This is a genomic window from Bradyrhizobium frederickii, from assembly GCF_004570865.1.
GTDB lineage: Bacteria > Pseudomonadota > Alphaproteobacteria > Rhizobiales > Xanthobacteraceae > Bradyrhizobium > Bradyrhizobium frederickii.
On sequence record NZ_SPQS01000028.1, the window covers coordinates 51244 to 67234 of the forward strand.

General features: G+C 64.2%; 14 protein-coding genes and 1 pseudogene. 7 read left to right on the forward strand and 8 right to left on the reverse strand.

Annotated features, from left to right (window positions below; all coding sequences use genetic code 11):
• Positions 1-11 precede the first annotated feature (11 nt).
• Positions 12-461 carry an SRPBCC family protein gene (locus E4K64_RS33640; RefSeq protein WP_135167177.1) on the reverse strand — a complete coding sequence of 150 codons (450 nt, stop codon included), beginning with the start codon at positions 459-461 and terminating at the stop codon, positions 12-14.
• Between the two features lie 494 nt (positions 462-955).
• Here E4K64_RS33640 and E4K64_RS33645 point away from each other — a divergent pair, with 494 nt between their 5' ends.
• From E4K64_RS33645 to E4K64_RS33665, 5 genes are all read left to right on the forward strand, one after another.
• Positions 956-1441, forward strand: a complete 486-nt coding sequence (locus E4K64_RS33645; RefSeq protein WP_126260626.1) for a (2Fe-2S)-binding protein — start codon at positions 956-958, stop codon at positions 1439-1441.
• Between the two features lie 84 nt (positions 1442-1525).
• On the forward strand, positions 1526-3868 hold the full coding sequence (locus E4K64_RS33650; RefSeq protein WP_135167178.1) for a xanthine dehydrogenase family protein molybdopterin-binding subunit: 2343 nt from the start codon (positions 1526-1528) through the stop codon (positions 3866-3868).
• 15 nt (positions 3869-3883) lie between these two features.
• Entirely contained in the window at positions 3884-4684 is an 801-nt protein-coding gene (locus E4K64_RS33655) for an FAD binding domain-containing protein (protein ID WP_135167179.1), read from the forward strand.
• Positions 4685-4892: 208 nt separating this feature from the next.
• Positions 4893-6011 carry a CaiB/BaiF CoA transferase family protein gene (locus E4K64_RS33660; RefSeq protein ID WP_135167180.1) on the forward strand — a complete coding sequence of 373 codons (1119 nt, stop codon included), beginning with the start codon at positions 4893-4895 and terminating at the stop codon, positions 6009-6011.
• A gap of 107 nt (positions 6012-6118) precedes the next feature.
• Positions 6119-6430, forward strand: a complete 312-nt coding sequence (locus E4K64_RS33665) for a DUF1272 domain-containing protein (protein ID WP_135167181.1) — start codon at positions 6119-6121, stop codon at positions 6428-6430.
• A gap of 113 nt (positions 6431-6543) precedes the next feature.
• Here the strand turns inward: E4K64_RS33665 and fahA are convergent, their stop codons facing one another.
• From fahA to E4K64_RS33690, 5 genes are all read right to left on the reverse strand, one after another.
• A complete protein-coding gene (fahA, locus tag E4K64_RS33670; RefSeq protein ID WP_135167182.1) occupies positions 6544-7815 on the reverse strand; it encodes a fumarylacetoacetase in 1272 nt (423 codons plus the stop codon).
• Positions 7816-7956: 141 nt separating this feature from the next.
• Positions 7957-9303 carry a homogentisate 1,2-dioxygenase gene (hmgA, locus tag E4K64_RS33675; protein WP_167772399.1) on the reverse strand — a complete coding sequence of 449 codons (1347 nt, stop codon included), beginning with the start codon at positions 9301-9303 and terminating at the stop codon, positions 7957-7959.
• A gap of 2 nt (positions 9304-9305) precedes the next feature.
• The gene (locus tag E4K64_RS33680; RefSeq protein ID WP_135167184.1) at positions 9306-10262 is read right to left on the reverse strand and encodes an MBL fold metallo-hydrolase; all 957 of its coding nucleotides are present in this window, start codon (positions 10260-10262) and stop codon (positions 9306-9308) included.
• Positions 10263-10299: 37 nt separating this feature from the next.
• Positions 10300-10524 (reverse strand): DUF2783 domain-containing protein, encoded by a 225-nt coding sequence (locus tag E4K64_RS33685; protein ID WP_135167185.1) that lies wholly within the window; start codon positions 10522-10524, stop codon positions 10300-10302.
• 21 nt (positions 10525-10545) lie between these two features.
• Positions 10546-12177 carry an FAD-dependent oxidoreductase gene (locus E4K64_RS33690; RefSeq protein ID WP_135167186.1) on the reverse strand — a complete coding sequence of 544 codons (1632 nt, stop codon included), beginning with the start codon at positions 12175-12177 and terminating at the stop codon, positions 10546-10548.
• 109 nt (positions 12178-12286) lie between these two features.
• Here E4K64_RS33690 and E4K64_RS33695 point away from each other — a divergent pair, with 109 nt between their 5' ends.
• The gene (locus E4K64_RS33695) at positions 12287-12829 is read left to right on the forward strand and encodes a MarR family winged helix-turn-helix transcriptional regulator (RefSeq protein ID WP_135167187.1); all 543 of its coding nucleotides are present in this window, start codon (positions 12287-12289) and stop codon (positions 12827-12829) included.
• Between the two features lie 93 nt (positions 12830-12922).
• On the opposite strand, the gene E4K64_RS33700 is transcribed toward E4K64_RS33695, so the two are convergent.
• Both E4K64_RS33700 and E4K64_RS33705 read right to left on the reverse strand, forming a co-directional pair.
• Entirely contained in the window at positions 12923-13681 is a 759-nt protein-coding gene (locus E4K64_RS33700; protein WP_135167188.1) for a hypothetical protein, read from the reverse strand.
• 280 nt (positions 13682-13961) lie between these two features.
• A complete protein-coding gene (locus tag E4K64_RS33705) occupies positions 13962-14768 on the reverse strand; it encodes an N-acyl homoserine lactonase family protein (protein ID WP_167772400.1) in 807 nt (268 codons plus the stop codon).
• 376 nt (positions 14769-15144) lie between these two features.
• On the opposite strand from E4K64_RS33705, the pseudogene E4K64_RS33710 reads away from it, so the two are divergent.
• Positions 15145-15957: pseudogene (locus tag E4K64_RS33710) on the forward strand (caspase family protein); the annotation flags it as partial.
• Positions 15958-15991 lie beyond the last annotated feature (34 nt).

The following is a 15991-nucleotide window of genomic DNA, read 5'->3' on the forward strand; positions in this document are numbered from 1 at the left end:
TCACGCATCGGTCACGATGACGGCGCTACCAATGCGGCGAAGTTGTCGAAGAAGTTCGCGGCGAGTTTTCGCGACGTCGAATCGATCAACCGCGCGCCGAGCTGCGCGAGCTTGCCGCCGATCTGCGCCTCCGCTTCGTAGTGCAGGATGGTGACGTCTGGTGTCTCTTCGGCGAGCCTGACCTTCGCGCCGCCCTTGGCAAAGCCGGCGACGCCGCCGGCGCCCTCGCCGACGATGCGATAGCCGTTGGGCGCATCGATATCGGTCAGCGTGACCTTGCCGCTGAACGTCGCCTTCACCGGGCCGACCTTCAGCACCACAATGGCCGTCATCTCCGTGGGCGACGCCATCTCGAGCGATTGGCAGCCGGGAATGCAGCGCCTCAGAATCTCGGGATCGTTGAGCGCGGCCCAGACTTTCGCTTTCGACGCCGGGATGCGCTGGCTCTCGTTCATCTGCATCGTTCCACCCTCCGTTGTGCTTGGTCAGCGCGGATAGGGCGGCAGCCGCCGTCGATCAATCGCCAGGAAGTAGGAGGCGAGCGGATTCGGCGCCCATCGCCTCAGAAGACCCAAAGTAAAATCAACTACTTAGCGTTCCGCCGCATACTACCAAGATCGCGATTACAAAGTCGCGGGCACGTGCTCCTATTCACGCCAAGGAACAAGACATCCAGGGGAGAGCAACGTGCGACAGGGCTGAACTCGCGCGCGAGCGGCGCCGATAAGCGGCGTCGCTGCGACATTGCCCGCGGAAGCGATGCCGAACTTTCCACACCTGCCTTGCGGCTGCGCCACGTGTTGGTGACGGCTTGGAGCGTCATGACCGAATTGCGCGCCGCTACGACCGCCACGATGACCTTTCCATGACGCGAGGTCACCAAAATGCCAGTTGCAAAGTTCCGTTGCGCTGTCTCTAATTAGAACCAATCAAAATCACTTTGGGAGGACGTCACGTGTCTACAGTCAAACTGACGGTGAACGGCAAAGCCGTTGCCGTCGATGTCGAGGACCGCACGCTGCTGGTCCAGCTTCTGCGCGATCACCTCAACCTCACCGGGACCCATGTCGGCTGCGACACCAGCCAGTGCGGGGCCTGCGTGGTCCATATGGACGGCAAGGCGGTGAAATCCTGCACCATGCTGGCGGGCCAGGCCGACGGCTCCACCATCACCACCATCGAGGGCATCGCCAAGGGCGACGAGCTGCACCCGATGCAAGCCGCCTTCCGCGACAATCATGGTCTTCAATGCGGCTATTGCACGCCGGGCATGATCATGTCGGCGATCGACATCGTGCATCGCCATGGTGGTCAGCTCGACGAGGCGACCGTCCGCAGCGAGCTGGAAGGCAATATCTGCCGCTGCACCGGCTACCACAACATCGTCAAGGCCGTGCTGGATGCAGCCGGGCGCATGAAGGTCTCGCAGGCGGCCGAGTAAAGCGGCGCGCCTCGAAAGAAGAATCACCGCTGCCGCTTTCGAAGGAAAGCGCAGCCATAAAATTTCCGGTCGGGAGGACCAGACATGGGTGTTGAAGGTATCGGCGCGCGCGTCGTGCGCAAGGAAGACAAGCGTTTCATCACCGGCAAGGGCCGCTACGTCGACGACATCAAGCTGACGGGCATGACCTATGCCCATTTCATCCGCAGCCCGCACGCCCACGCCAAGGTGAGGAAGATCGATTCGTCGGCCGCGCTGAAGATGCCGGGCGTGGTCGCGGTGCTCACGGGCCAGCAGATCGTCGACGACAAGGTCGGCAACCTGATCTGCGGCTGGGCCATCACCTCCAAGGACGGCAGCCCGATGAAGATGGGCGCCTGGCCGGCGATGGCGCCGGAGACGGTGCGCTTCGTCGGGCAGGCCGTCGCGGTTGTGATCGCCGAGAGCAAGAATCTGGCGCGCGATGCCGCGGAAGCGGTTGTCGTCGACTACGAAGAACTTCCCGCAGTCGCCGACGTCCACGCCGCGATCAAATCAGGCGCGCCGCAGCTTCATCCCGAAGCACCCGGCAACCAGGTCTATGACTGGGTGATCGGCGACGAGGGCGCCGTGAATGCGGCCTTCGCCAAGGCCGCCAACGTCGTCAAGCTCGACGTCACCAACAACCGCCTCGCCCCCAATGCAATGGAGCCGCGGGCGGCGATCGCCGATTACGACGCGGCGGAAGAGCACTTCACGCTCTACACGACCTCGCAGAACCCCCACGTCGCCCGCCTCGTGCTGTCGGCGTTCTACAATATTGCGCCCGAGCACAAGCTGCGCGTGATCGCCCCCGATGTCGGCGGCGGCTTCGGCTCCAAGATCTTCATCTATCCCGAGGAGATGGTGGCGCTGTGGGCTTCGAAGAAGGTCGGCCGTCCCGTGAAATGGACCGGCGACCGCACCGAGGCTTTCCTTACCGACGCGCATGGCCGCGACCATGTGACCCATGCCGAGATGGCGTTCGACGCCAACAACAAGATCACCGGTTTCAAGGTGAAGACCTACGCTAATTTCGGCGCCTACATGTCGCTGTTCTCGTCCTCGGTACCGACCTATCTCTACGCGACGCTGCTGTCGGGCCAGTACAACATCCCGGCGATCCATGCCGAGGTGATCGGGGTCTACACCAATACCACACCGGTCGACGCCTATCGTGGCGCAGGCCGTCCCGAAGCCAGCTATCTGATCGAACGTTTGATGGAAACGGCGGCGCGGCAGCTCAAGGTCGATCCGGCCGAACTGCGGCGGAGCAACTTCATCACTCAGTTCCCGCACCAGACGCCCGTGATCATGGCCTACGACACCGGCGACTTCAACGCCTCGCTCGATGCCGCGATGAAGGCGATCGACTATGCCGGCTTCCCCGCCCGCAAGGCCAAGGCGAAAGCCGACGGCAAGCTGCGCGGCATCGGCGTGTCCTGCTACATCGAGGCCTGCGGCATCGCGCCGTCGAAGGCGGTCGGCAGCTTGGGTGCCGGCGTCGGCCTGTGGGAATCTGCCGAGGTGCGCGTCAATCCGGTCGGCACCATCGAGATCCTCACGGGCTCGCACAGCCACGGCCAGGGTCACGAGACCACGTTCTGCCAGCTCGTCGCGGAGCGCCTCGGCGTTCCCATCAGCCAGGTCTCGATCGTCCATGGCGACACCGACAAGGTGCAGTTCGGCATGGGCACCTACGGCTCGCGCTCGGCGGCCGTCGGCCTCACCGCGATCCTGAAGGCGATGGAGAAGATGGAATCGAAGGCCAAAAAGATTGCGGCCCATGCGCTGGAAGCTTCCGAGGCCGACATCGTCATCGAGAACGGCGAGTTCAAGGTGACCGGCACCGACAAGGCGATCGCCCTGCCGATGGTGGCGCTCGCGGCCTACACCGCGCACAATCTGCCTGACGGGATGGAGCCGGGCCTGAAGGAAAGCGCTTTCTACGACCCGACCAACTTCACCTTCCCGGCCGGCACCTATATCTGCGAGCTCGAGGTCGATTCCGGCACCGGCAAGACGTCCTTCGTCAACTTCGTCGCGGCAGACGATTTCGGCCGGCTGATCAACCCCATGATCGTCGAAGGCCAGGTCCATGGCGGCCTTGTTCAAGGCATCGGACAGGCCCTGCTCGAGCATGCGATCTACGATGCCAACGGCCAGCCGGTCACGGCCTCGTTCATGGACTACGCCATGCCGCGCGCCGACGATGTGCCCTCCTTCAATCTCTCCCACACCACGACGCTGTGCCCGGGCAATCCGTTGGGCATCAAGGGTTGCGGTGAGGCCGGCGCGATCGGGGCGTCAGCGGCCGTGATCAACGCGATCACGGATGCGATCGGCAAGAACAATCTGGAAATGCCCGCGACTCCTGACCGGGTCTGGCGCACCATCCACGCGGCTTAAGAGGGAGCAACCAAGATGTACCAGACCACCTATCATCGCGCTTCCTCGGTCGACGAGGCCGTCAGCCTGTTCGGCAAGAGCAGCGAAGCGAAGTTCCTGGCCGGTGGCCAGACGCTGCTGCCTGTGATGAAGCAGCGCCTCGCAAGCCCCTCCGACGTCATCGACCTCGGCAAGATCAAGGAGCTGCAGGGCGTCGAATTGTCGGGCGACACGCTGACCATCAAGGCCGCCACGACCTATTACGACATCATGACGAATGCCGATGTGAAGAAGGCGATTCCCGCGATCGCCCATCTCACCTCGGTGCTGGGCGACCCTGCCGTGCGCTATCGCGGCACGATCGGCGGCTCGATTGCCAACAACGATCCCGCCGCGGACTTCCCGGCCGCGCTGCTCGCGCTCGGCGCCACCGTGAAGACCAACAAGCGGTCGATCGCGGCGGAGGATTTCTTCCAGGGCCTGTTCACCACGGCTCTGGAGGACGGCGAGCTCATCACCGCCGTATCATTCCCCGTGCCGGCGAAGGCAGGCTATGAGAAGATGCGGCATCCGGCCTCGCGCTTCGCGCTGACCGGGGTGTTCGTGGCCCAGACCAAGTCGGGCGAGGTTCGCGTCGCCGCCACAGGCGCCTCGCAGAGCGGCGTGATGCGGGTCCCCGTCATCGAAGCCGCGCTGAAGGCGAACTGGTCGCCGGCGGCGGTCGATGGCGTCAGCATTTCGGCAAACGGATTGCTGGCCGATATCCACGGCACTGCTGAGTATCGCGCCAATCTCATCAAGGTGATGGCGCAACGCGCGGTTTCTGCTGCGGGCTGATCCCGCGGCCAGCGCCTCGACACAAATTTTCCGCGGCGCGCACTTCGGTGCGCGCCGTTTTATTTTGGCCATGCGGCATGAAAACCGCTTGCCTCGCTGGCGCGAAGGCGAGAAAAGTTAATCGGCCGATTAACTCGCCCCACAAAAGAAATGTCAGAGACGGCTGCCGGATCGCCGGCATCCGCCCGCGACCCGAGGAAACAACAACGTGCTCGATCAATCAGCCCAAGAAAAATCAGAAGCCTCGTCCGTCCGCAGCTCCGGCCCGCTTGCGGGCTTCCGCATCGTCGAATTCGCCGGCATCGGGCCCGGCCCGTTCGCCTGCATGATGCTCGCGGACATGGGCGCCGACGTCGTCACGCTCGACCGCGTCGGTGCGAAGAAGAACATGAAGTCGGTGGCCGGGCGCGGCCGCAAGGTGATCGAGCTCGACCTCAAGGACAAGGCGGCGATCGCGCAGGTTCTCGACCTCTTGGCCAGCGCCGATGCGCTGGTCGAGGGTTTTCGTCCCGGCGTGATGGAGCGGCTCGGCCTCGGGCCGGACGTCGTGCTCGCGCGCAATCCCAAGCTGGTCTACGGCCGCATGACCGGCTGGGGCCAGGAAGGCCCGCTCGCCAACGCCGCCGGCCACGACATCAACTACATCTCCATCACCGGCGCGCTCGCCGCCATCGGACCGAAGGAAGCGCCGGTGCCGCCGCTCAATCTGGTCGGCGATTTCGGCGGCGGCGCGCTCTATCTCGTCGTCGGCGTGCTCGCCGCGCTCCTGGAAGCGCAGAGATCCGGCAAGGGCCAGGTCGTCGACGCCGCGATGTGCGACGGCGCGGCATCGCTGATGTCGTTCTTCTTCGACATGACCAATATGGGACGCTGGACCGAAGGGCGCGACCAGAACTTCCTCGACGGCGGCGCGCATTTCTACGGCGTCTATGAATGCGCCTGCGGTCATTTCATCTCGATCGGCTCAATCGAGCCGCAATTCTACGCGCTGCTGCGCCAGCACGCCGGCCTGACCGACGCCGATTTCGACGCGCAGATGAATCCCAAGGCCTGGCCGGCGCTGAAGGAGAAGCTCAAGGCGGTGTTCAAGAGCAAGACGCGCGAGGATTGGTGCAAGATCATGGAAGGCACCGACATCTGCTTCGCGCCGGTGCTGACCATGTCGGAGGCGACGAAGCATCCGCACATGGTCGCGCGCAACGTGTTCATCGAGCGCCACGGCGTGAAGCAGCCCGGTCCCGCGCCGCGTTTCTCGCGCACGCCCTCGGCGGTGCGCGAGCCGGAGCCGGCGGAGATCGCCGCGGTGACGACGGCCTGGAAGAGATAGGATCTCTTCTGCCGCACGGCGATCAGGCCGGCTGAAATCGAGGGAACTACGTCATTCGCACCGCGCGCGCGATCTGCGATGATCGCGGTCGCTCCGGGAGATTTGCCATGGCCCTCCAGCTTCGTCCGAACTGCGAATATTGCGACCGCGACCTGCCGCCAGACGCAACGGACGCGCGGATCTGCTCCTACGAATGCACGTTCTGCGCGGACTGCGTCGAGACCAAGCTGTCCAACGTCTGCCCGAACTGCGGCGGCGGCTTTGCGCCGCGCCCGATCAGGCCGGCGCAGGAATGGCGGCCCGGCGTCTGCACAGCGAAGCAGGCGCCGTCCGACAAGCGGGTGCATTTGAAATACAGCGTCGAGGATGTCGCCGCGCATTGCGCGCGGATCAAGGACGTGCCGCCAGACCAACGATAGGTCTCGTAGGGTGGGCAAAGCGGTAGCGTGCCCACCATGTCCATCGCGTGGGCACGGCGCAAGAGCGCCTTTGCCCACCCTACGAGACTACGCTCGCCCCGGAATGACAGCCATCACTCCGCCGGCAAGATCGTCCCCTCGACCTCGCCAAAGCCGATGCGGTAGCCGTTGCCCTGGCACCAGCCGCGCATGACGAGGCTGTCGCCATCTTCCAGGAACGAGCGCTTGGTGCCGCCGGGGAGCTCGACCGGCTCGGTGCCGTTCCAGCTGATCTCGAGCAGGCTGCCGCGCTGGTTCTTCTCCGGGCCGGAGATGGTGCCGCTGCCGAGGAGATCGCCGACATTCATGGCGCAGCCGCTCGAGGCGTGGTGCATCAGCTGCTGCACCGAGGACCAGTACATGTACTTGAAATTGGTGCGGCTGATGCTGGCGGGCGCGTTGGCGCCGGCGGCGCGCAAGGCAACGTCGAGCTCGACATCGTAGTTCTGCGGCTTCGCCTGCTTGAGATAATCGAGCGGCACCGGCTCCTGCTCCGGCCCCTTCAGCCGGAACGGCTCCAGCGCCTCGCGCGTCACCACCCAGGGGCTGATCGAGGTCGCGAACGCCTTGGCCAGAAACGGGCCGAGCGGCACATATTCCCATTGCTGGATGTCGCGCGCACTCCAGTCGTTGAGCAGCACGAAGCCGAAGATCACCTCCTCGGCCTGTTGCTCCCCAAGCATGCCGCCCATCGGCGAGGGCTGGCCGATCACCGCGCCCATCTCCAGCTCGAAATCGAGCCGCTTGCACGGCGCAAAGCTCGGCAGATCCACATTCGGCGGCTTCAACTGCCCGCGCGGGCGCTTCACCTTGGTGCCGGAGACCACGACGGTCGAGGCGCGGCCGTTATAGGCGATCGGCATATGCAGCCAGTTCGGCTGCAGCGCGTTGTCCTTGCCGCGGAACATCACACCGACATTGGTGGCGTGCTCTTTCGACGAATAGAAATCGGTGTAGCCGGAGACCGCGAAGGGCAGATGCAGTCTTGCGTCGCGCATCGGCACCAGTGCCTGCTTGCGCAGCTCCTCGTTGTCGCGCAGCTCCGCATGATCGTGGCGCAACAGCTCGCTGATCCGGGCCCGCGTCTTCGCCCAGACCTTTGGTCCCAACGCCATGAAGGGGTTGAGCGAAGCTCCGGAGAACACGCCGAGCGGACCGACATCGAGCCGGGAATCCTGCTCGAGCTCCCAGAGATCGAGCACGTAATTGCCGATCGCGACACCGACGCGCGGGGTCGGATTGACCGCTGTCGAGAACACGCCGTAGGGCAGGTTCTGGATCGGGAAGTCGGAAGAGGGATCGACCTCGATGAAGGAGCGGATGCTGGGGTCGTTGGGGTGAAGCATGGGTTTCCTGCCGGATATTTTTCTGACGGTTCTCCATCGTCATTCCGGGGCGCGCGGAGCGCGAGCCCGGAATCCATACTCACGATCGTGGTTATGGATTCCGGGCCTGCGCCTTCGGCGCATCCCGGAATGACGCAGTCACTACGGCTTGCTCGGATCGAACTTCTTCTCCAGGCCCTTCCAGCAATCGGCATAGTCGTCCTGCAGCGTCGAAGCATTGGCGGCGTGCGCGGTGACGCGCTGCGGATAGCGGGTCTCGAACATGAAGGCCATGGTGCCGGTCAGCTTCACCGGCTTCAATTCGCCGTTGCTGGCGTGCTCGAAGGCGTCGCGGTCGGGGCCGTGCGGCAGCATGCAATTGTGCAGGCTCATGCCGCCGGGGACGAAGCCTTGCGGCTTGGCGTCGTAGACGCCGTAGATCAGGCCCATGAACTCGCTCATGATGTTCATGTGGTACCAGGGCGGACGGAAGGTGTTGTCGGCCACCATCCAGCGCTCGGGGAAGATCACGAAGTCGATATTCGCGGTGCCCGCGGTTTCCGACGGCGAGGTCAGCACCGTGAAGATCGAGGGATCGGGATGATCGAACCCGATTGCACCGACCGGCGAGAAGGTGCGCAGGTCGTATTTGTAGGGCGCGTAATTGCCGTGCCAGGCGACCACGTCGATCGGCGAATGCGCGAGCTGGGTCTTGAACAGCGCACCGCCCCATTTCACGTAGAGCTCGGTCGGCGTGTCCTTGTCTTCGTAATGCGCGACCGGCGTGAGGAAGTCGCGGGCATTGGCGAGGCAATTGGCGCCGATCGGCCCGCGCTCCGGCAGCGTGAACGCGCCGCCGTAATTCTCGCAGAGATAGCCGCGGGCCGGCCCGTTCGGAATCTCGACGCGAAACTTGACGCCGCGCGGGATCACCACGATCTCGCCGGGCTCGGCATCGATGCGGCCGAACTCGGTGACGAGGCGAAGATTGCCCTGCTGCAGCACGAACATCAGCTCGCCGTCGGCATTGTAGAAATGCTGGTCCACCATCGACTTGGTGATGAGATAGACATGCGCGGCCATGCCGGCCTGCGTGTTGACATCGCCGGCGGTCGTCATGGTCTGCACGCCCTGGACGAAGGTGACGTCCTCCTTCGGCAGCGGCGTCGGATCCCAGCGCAGCTGCGCGATCGGCAGATCGTACTCATGGCACGGTGCCGAGCGCCACAGGCCGGCATCGACCTTCTCGAAGCGGCCGGAATGCTTCACCGAGGGACGGATGCGGTAGAGCCAGGAGCGCTCGTTGCTGCCGCGCGGCGCGGTGAAGGGCGAGCCGGACAATTGCTCGGCATAGAGCCCGTAGGCGCAGCGCTGCGGCGAGTTGCGCCCGATCGGCAGCGCGCCGGGCAGCGCCTCGGTCTCAAAGCTGTTGCCGAAGCCGGACATGTAGCCCGGCGTCACCTGGGCTGAGCTGCGGATGATCTGATCGGGCGAGGTGTTGATGTTCATGACTATCCTCCTCCTTGAAGGGCGGCCCACATCTCCTGGTCGCGCTTGTCGGTCCAGATCACGGGATCGTCGATCCCCGACGCCTCGTCATAGGCGCGCGACACGTTGAACGGCAGGCAGTGCTCGTAGATGGCGAAGCTCGAAAACTTCGGATCCATCACCTCGCGCGTCGCCGCCATCGTCTCCTTCAGCGAGCGGCCCTTGGCCACCGACAGTTCGGCGGCGCCATAGAGCGAGGTGACGAAGTCGCGCGTCATCGCGATGGCCTCGCGCCCCGTGGCGAGCCCCTTCAGCGCGTCGCCGCGGCCCGGCGCGATGGCCTTGGGATTGAAGTTGCGGATCTCGTTCAGCGTCAGCGGCCATTCGCGCAAATGCGCATCGCCGCAATAACAGGCCGAGTGATATTCGATGAGGTCGCCGGAGAACATGACCTCGGCATCCGGCACCCAGGCGACGATGTCGCCCGAGGTATGGCCGGCCCCGAGCTGCATCAGCCGCACCTCGCGCTTGCCGAGGTAAATTGTCATCTCACCTTCGAAGGTCAGCGTCGGCCAGGTCAGGCCCGGGATGCTCTGCGCATCCTGGAACAGGCGCGGGAAGCGGCCGTATTCGGAATCCCAATCCTGCTTGCCGCGCTCCGCGATCAACCGGTAGGTCTCCTGCGAGGCGACGATGCCCTGCGCCTTGTAGGCGGAGGCCCCTAACACGCGCACGGCGTGATAATGCGACAGCACGACATATTTAATCGGCTTGTCGGTGACGGCGCGGACGCGCTCGATCACCTTGCTCGCCATCGCCGGCGTCGCCTGCGCGTCGAACACCAGGCAGCCGTCGTCGCCGACGATGACGGCCGTGTTCGGATCGCCCTCGGCGGTGAAGGCATAGAGATCGGTGCCGATCTCGGAGAAGGTGATCTTCTTCTCGGCGAGATCGCCGGTGGATGCGAAGTTCTTCGCCATCAATTCGTCCTTTGAGCTTTGCTTTGAATTCTCAGGGTCATTGTTGCTGTTGTTGCTGCTGCTGGCTGTCGATCATGCGGCGCTTGGCGAGCCCGATCGCCTCGCGCAGCACATCGATGTCGCCGATATGATTGGCGAGGATCAGCACCAGCGCCGCGTCGAGATCGGCGCTCTGCTCCTCGGTGAGGCCGCGATGCGCTTCGACGACGGCGCGAAAGGCGTCGTCAGGCCGCGCAAAATTGGAGTCGGTGGACAACGGCATGCAAAACCTCGATTCAGGCCGTCAATTAAAACCTTGGGCGCGCGATAGCGCCGCAGCGACGGCTTCGCTTGTGGGATGACGGAAGCGCGCCGTGACATAGCCGTCGGGCCTGAGCAGATAGGCCGTGCCGGGTCCGCCATCATAGCGCTTCGCGACGAGGCCGGAGGGATCGGCAAGTCCGCTCTCGCCGCCGATCCGGATCGCCTTGACGCCGGCGGGCGGATCGATCGCGGCGCCATTGCTGAACGACAGCAGCGTGAAGTCCGTTCCACCCTTGCGGAACGCATCCGTCAGGTAGGCCTGCTCGGCAATCGGCGCATCGAGCATGGAGCAGCCGGGAGGCGGCCCGCCGTGCCAGGCATCGGCATCCGGCGACGACAGCGGGGAGTCGTAGCTGCACGGCACCGACAGCCGTCCGCCATTGACCATGCGCTTGCCGAACTCGGTCTCCTTGGCGAGCGACAGCACCGCCTTGCGCAGCCGCGCTTCCTGATGCGAGTTCGGCGCCATGAAATCGGTGGAGCGGGTGGATTCGCGGATGTTCTCGTCGGCCGCCGTGCTGCGCTCGGTGTGGTAGCTCTCCAGCAGGCTGGCCGGCGAAGTGCCGCGCAGCACGCGATCGAGCTTCCACGAGAGATTTTCGGCATCCTCGAGTCCGGAATTGGCGCCACGCGCGCCGAACGGCGAGACCTGATGCGCGGAATCGCCGGCGAAGATCACGCGGCCATGGATGAAACGATCCATCCGCCGGCACTGGAATTTGTAGAGCGAGATCCATTCGAACTCGAACTTGTCGTGACCCAGCATGCGCGCGATCCGCGGCCGAACATTCTCGGGCTTCTTCTCGATCACGGGGTCGGCATAACGATTGAGCTGAAGATCGATGCGCCAGACGTCGTCGGGCTGCCGGTGCAGCAGCGCGGAGCGGCCGGCATGGAACGGCGGATCGAACCAGAACCAGCGCTCGGTCGGGAATTCCGCCGTCATCTTGACGTCGGCGATCAGGAACTGGTCCTCGAACACCTGTCCCGCGAACTCGGCGCCGACCATCTGCCGCAGCGAGGACCGCGCGCCGTCGCAGGCGATGACATATTGCGCATGCAGACGATAGGCGCCCTCCGGCGTCTCGATCATCAGCGCCACGCCGTCGTTGCGCTGCTCCAGCGCCGTCACCTTGTTGCGCCAGCGCAGGTCGATCTCGGGAAGCTCGCTGACGCGATCGACCAGATAGGCCTCGGCGTAATATTGCTGAAGATTGATGAAGGCCGGCCGCTTGTGGCCGTCTTCAGGCAGGAGGTTGAATTGGTAGAGCTGGGACTCCCCGTGAAAGATCCGGCCGACGCTCCAGACCACGCCCTTGGCAACCATGCGGTCGCCGACGCCGAGCCGGTCCCAATATTCCAGCGACCGCTTCGAGAAGCAGATCGCGCGGGAGCCCTCGCCGATGCGGTCGGCGTCATCCAGCAGGACGACGCGCTGGCCGCGTTGGGCCAGATCGATCGCAAGCGACAGCCCGACCGGGCCGGCGCCGACAACCACGACCGGATGCTCGGCCGGGCTTTGGCTGGCGCGGTCCTGATCGGGATGGCGGCGATAGCCGAACTGGGCTTTGGCCTGATACGCCTTGACCTCAAGTGTCTTGGCCTGCGCCATACACGAACCTCGGCTCTGGTCAGAAGGGGACCAATCTGCTAGATAGTCTCACGTGCAACTATTTTGGACCGGAGCCGGCCGGCCGTCAACTGGAATTCGGAGCACTCCCTTGGCGAGGACATCCAGCGACACCGCACTGAAGGCGCGCGAGGCCGATCAGGCCGCAGTGCGGCGAGAGCCGCGGCTCGATCTGTTCAAGTTCGTGCCGTTCCGGCTCAACCGGCTCGCGGCCGAAGTCAGTTCCGCGCTCGCGGTCGAATATCAGGAACGCCACGGTCTCGACATCCCGGCCTGGCGCGTGATCGCCACGCTCGGGTTCCGTAACGATGCCTGCAGCGCGCAGTTCATCGCGCAATGCACCCGCACGCACAAATCCACCATCAGCCGCGCGGTGACCGCGCTGCTCAACCAGGATCTGATCGAGCGGGTCGAGAACAAAGCCGACCGCCGCGAATTCCGCCTGCAACTGACGGCGAAGGGCCGCTCGCTCTATGAAGAGCTGTTCCCGCAATTGCTGCGGCGTGAGGACGAGATCCTCGCCTGCCTCTCGGCGCAGGAGCGCAGGCAGCTGTCCACGCTGCTCGGCAAGATCGAGCAGAGCCTCGATTTGATCCAGACCAGCGAAGAGGCCGACGCGAAGCAGGCGTATTAGGGCGCTGGCTCGCAAACGGGCTGTCGCTCAAGGGCTGAAGCGTGTGGGCGATGAAAAGAGACCACAGAGCGCGCGGCCCTCAACTCTGCTCAATCAATTCACGCCATCATTCCGCGGCTGGTCATCGATCGCTCGATCGGAGACCCGAGCCTGGACGTCACTGTCTTCCGGCGTGATCGAAACACTTGCCGCACCGTTTTCCTCCTCCGCGGATAGCAACGGCGATTGGGGCCGATCTTCGGCGCGGTTGCCGCGGAAACGGCGATGCAGTTTCTCACCCTGGTCGAAAATGATGTTGAGCAGCCATCCTGCGATCGGTCGCGCGATTGCACGAAACGGCCTGGCAATGATGAAACCGCCTTTGACATTCTCGATCGGGAAAGCCAATGCGTTGACCAGGGTGTCGGCGGTGACGTACCGATAATTTTCTGCCAGATGCTCGGTGTTCGTCAGCATCTGGATGGCAGGCTTGTCGTTCTCACCGTCGACCAGGATCATCGAGGAAAATTTATCGTCCGAACCGGTCAGTGCATTGGCCTGGGCCGTTGTGATGGGATGCAGGCGCACCACGCTGGCTTCGGTTTGCTGGCGGTAGTGCACGGCCAGCGTAAGCTCGCCCATCTGCACCGCGGCGAGCAGCGTACTGAGATAATCGGCATTAGGCTCTGGCTTCTCGAAACTGACGCCTGGGACCATTTCGATGATATCGAGAATGCGGCCCAGATCAGCGGCGGCCGCGGCGCGGTCGGCAAGACTCGCGGCCAGGTCGGCAATTGCCCTGGAAGCTTTCGAGAAATGCCCGCTGGCGCCTTTCATGGCGTCGGCAGCAAGATTTTTGAGTTTTGAAAGCACCGAACACCTTTGTGAATGTCGGGCACAACCTAGAAATGACGGATGAATACGTCAATCGGCTTGCACGATCGCGCATCCTGGGCCGGTGCTTTACATCGCCTGCCGAGCGACGGAAGTTGCCCCCTCACTTGTCGAAATCTACTTCGCCGCCGTCGCCACGAGGGACTGACCGGTCAGGCGCAGCCGCGAGTGTAAAGACGAGGTCGTCGTGCGCGGCGGCGGGATCGGCGTGAGGCCGGGAAGGCGGGTGATGACATCTGTCTCCAAAGTGACGACATCGTCATTTCGCAAACGACCGCGACGGCGGCAGGTGCAGCGCGAAGGCGTCGACTTTGTCGCCGGCACGCGGATAGATCTCCGTCACGATCGGATCGTGGCCGGGGATGAAGCGGTCAGGATGGCCGGCGAGGCGCTCGATCGTCTCCCAGCCTTGCGCCATGTCGCCGACATTGTAGACGATCGGGAACGGGCTCCTGCGCTGCAGATTGGCGTAGTAGTGCGCGGCATCGGATGCCAGCACCACCGGCCCGCGCGCGGTTTCGACCTTGACCACCTGCAAGCCGTCGGAATGGCCGCCGACACGATGCACGGTGACGCCGGGCGCGACCTCGCCCTCGCCCGAATAGAACGTGACGCGCTCGCCATAGACATGGCGCACCATCTGCGTGACGTGCTCGACCGAGAACGGATGGCGCAACAGGCCGTTGCACATGCAGCGGCCGGTCGCGTAGGCCATCTCGCGCTCCTGCAAATGGAAGCGCGCCTTCGGGAAACGATCGAGATTGCCGGCATGGTCGTAATGCAAATGCGTCACGATGACGTCGCGAATGCTTGATGCCGCAACGCCGAAGCGCTCCAGCGCATCGACCGGGTTGAGCGTCAGCTTGCGCGCCCGCGCGCTCGCCTCTTCGGCGTTGAAGCCGGTGTCGACCAGAATGTCGCGGCCGCCCCCGCGGATCAGCCAAACGAAATAATCGAGATCCTGCGCCGCGCTGTCATGCGGATCGGGCGCCAGGAAGTTCATGCCGGGGGTGCGCGGCGACATCGTCGCATAGCGCAGGGCGTAGATCTCGTAGGCGTTTCCCATGGTTCTTGCTTTACTTTTCTGAGTGGGTCTTGACGGGACGATGCTGCGCAAGCAAGCCATCGTCCGCCGCAAAGGTCAAACCCGCGCGGCGCGACCGCGGGCGGGGCCTTCAATGTGAGACCCATCACGTTTTCGGCGCCGTTGCTGCCCTACCATGCTGCCGATAGGATCGATTCGGATCGCGACGAGGGCAGCCATGACAACCTGTTTATTCCCCTTGCGGCGCACCCAGACGTTGCGGTCAATCGTCGCGATAACGCCGAATCTCCAAGCGGTTGACGCCCCCCGTCCCCGGTTTGATAATGGAAGAAGCGTAAGTTAAGGTCGCCGCGGCGCAAGCTGGGAACGGCGCCTTTTTGGCTGGACCGCGCTGATTATGAAAATTCGCTTCTTTTTTCTTCTGCCCTTGCTCATCTCGCTCGTCCCGACTGCCCCCTCGTTTGCGGCCGGTGAGCGTTTTGCGCTGGTCATCGGCAACGCCAAATATCCGGACGCGGACGCTCCGCTGAAGGAACCGATCAACGATGCGCGCAACGTCGCCGACGAGCTCAAGCGCGACGGCTTTGCGGTCGAGATCGGGGAGAATCTGACCGGCGACGGCATGCGCCGCGCCTTCGACAAGCTCTACAGCAAGATCAAGCCGGGATCGGTGGCGCTGGTGTTCTTCAGCGGCTTCGGCATCCAGTCGGCGCGCCAGAGCTACCTGCTGCCGATCGATGCGCAGATCTGGACGGAATCCGATGTGCGCCGCGACGGTTTCAGCCTCGAGACCGTCCTCGGCGAGCTCAACACCCGCGGCGCCGGCGTCAAGATCGCACTGATCGACGCCTCCAGGCGCAATCCGTTCGAGCGCCGGTTCCGCAGCTTCTCGGCCGGCCTGACCCCGGTCATCGCGCCGAACGGCACGCTGGTGATGTATTCGGCGGCGCTGGCCTCGGTGGTCTCCGACGCCGGCGGCGATCACAGCCTGTTTGTCCAGGAGCTTCTGAAGGAAATCCGCGTCCCCGACCTGATGGCCGAGGAGACGCTGAACCGCACCAAGATGGGCGTCACAAGGGCGTCGCGCGGCGAGCAGGTGCCGTGGATATCCTCTTCATTGGCCGAGGATTTCTCGTTCAGCCCGGGAGCCGGCGGATCGCGTCCGGCACCGGCGGCATCGCCTGCGCCTCCCGCGCCGCCGCCGGTGCCGGACGCGATCCGCCGGCTCCCGGGCTGAACGAGAA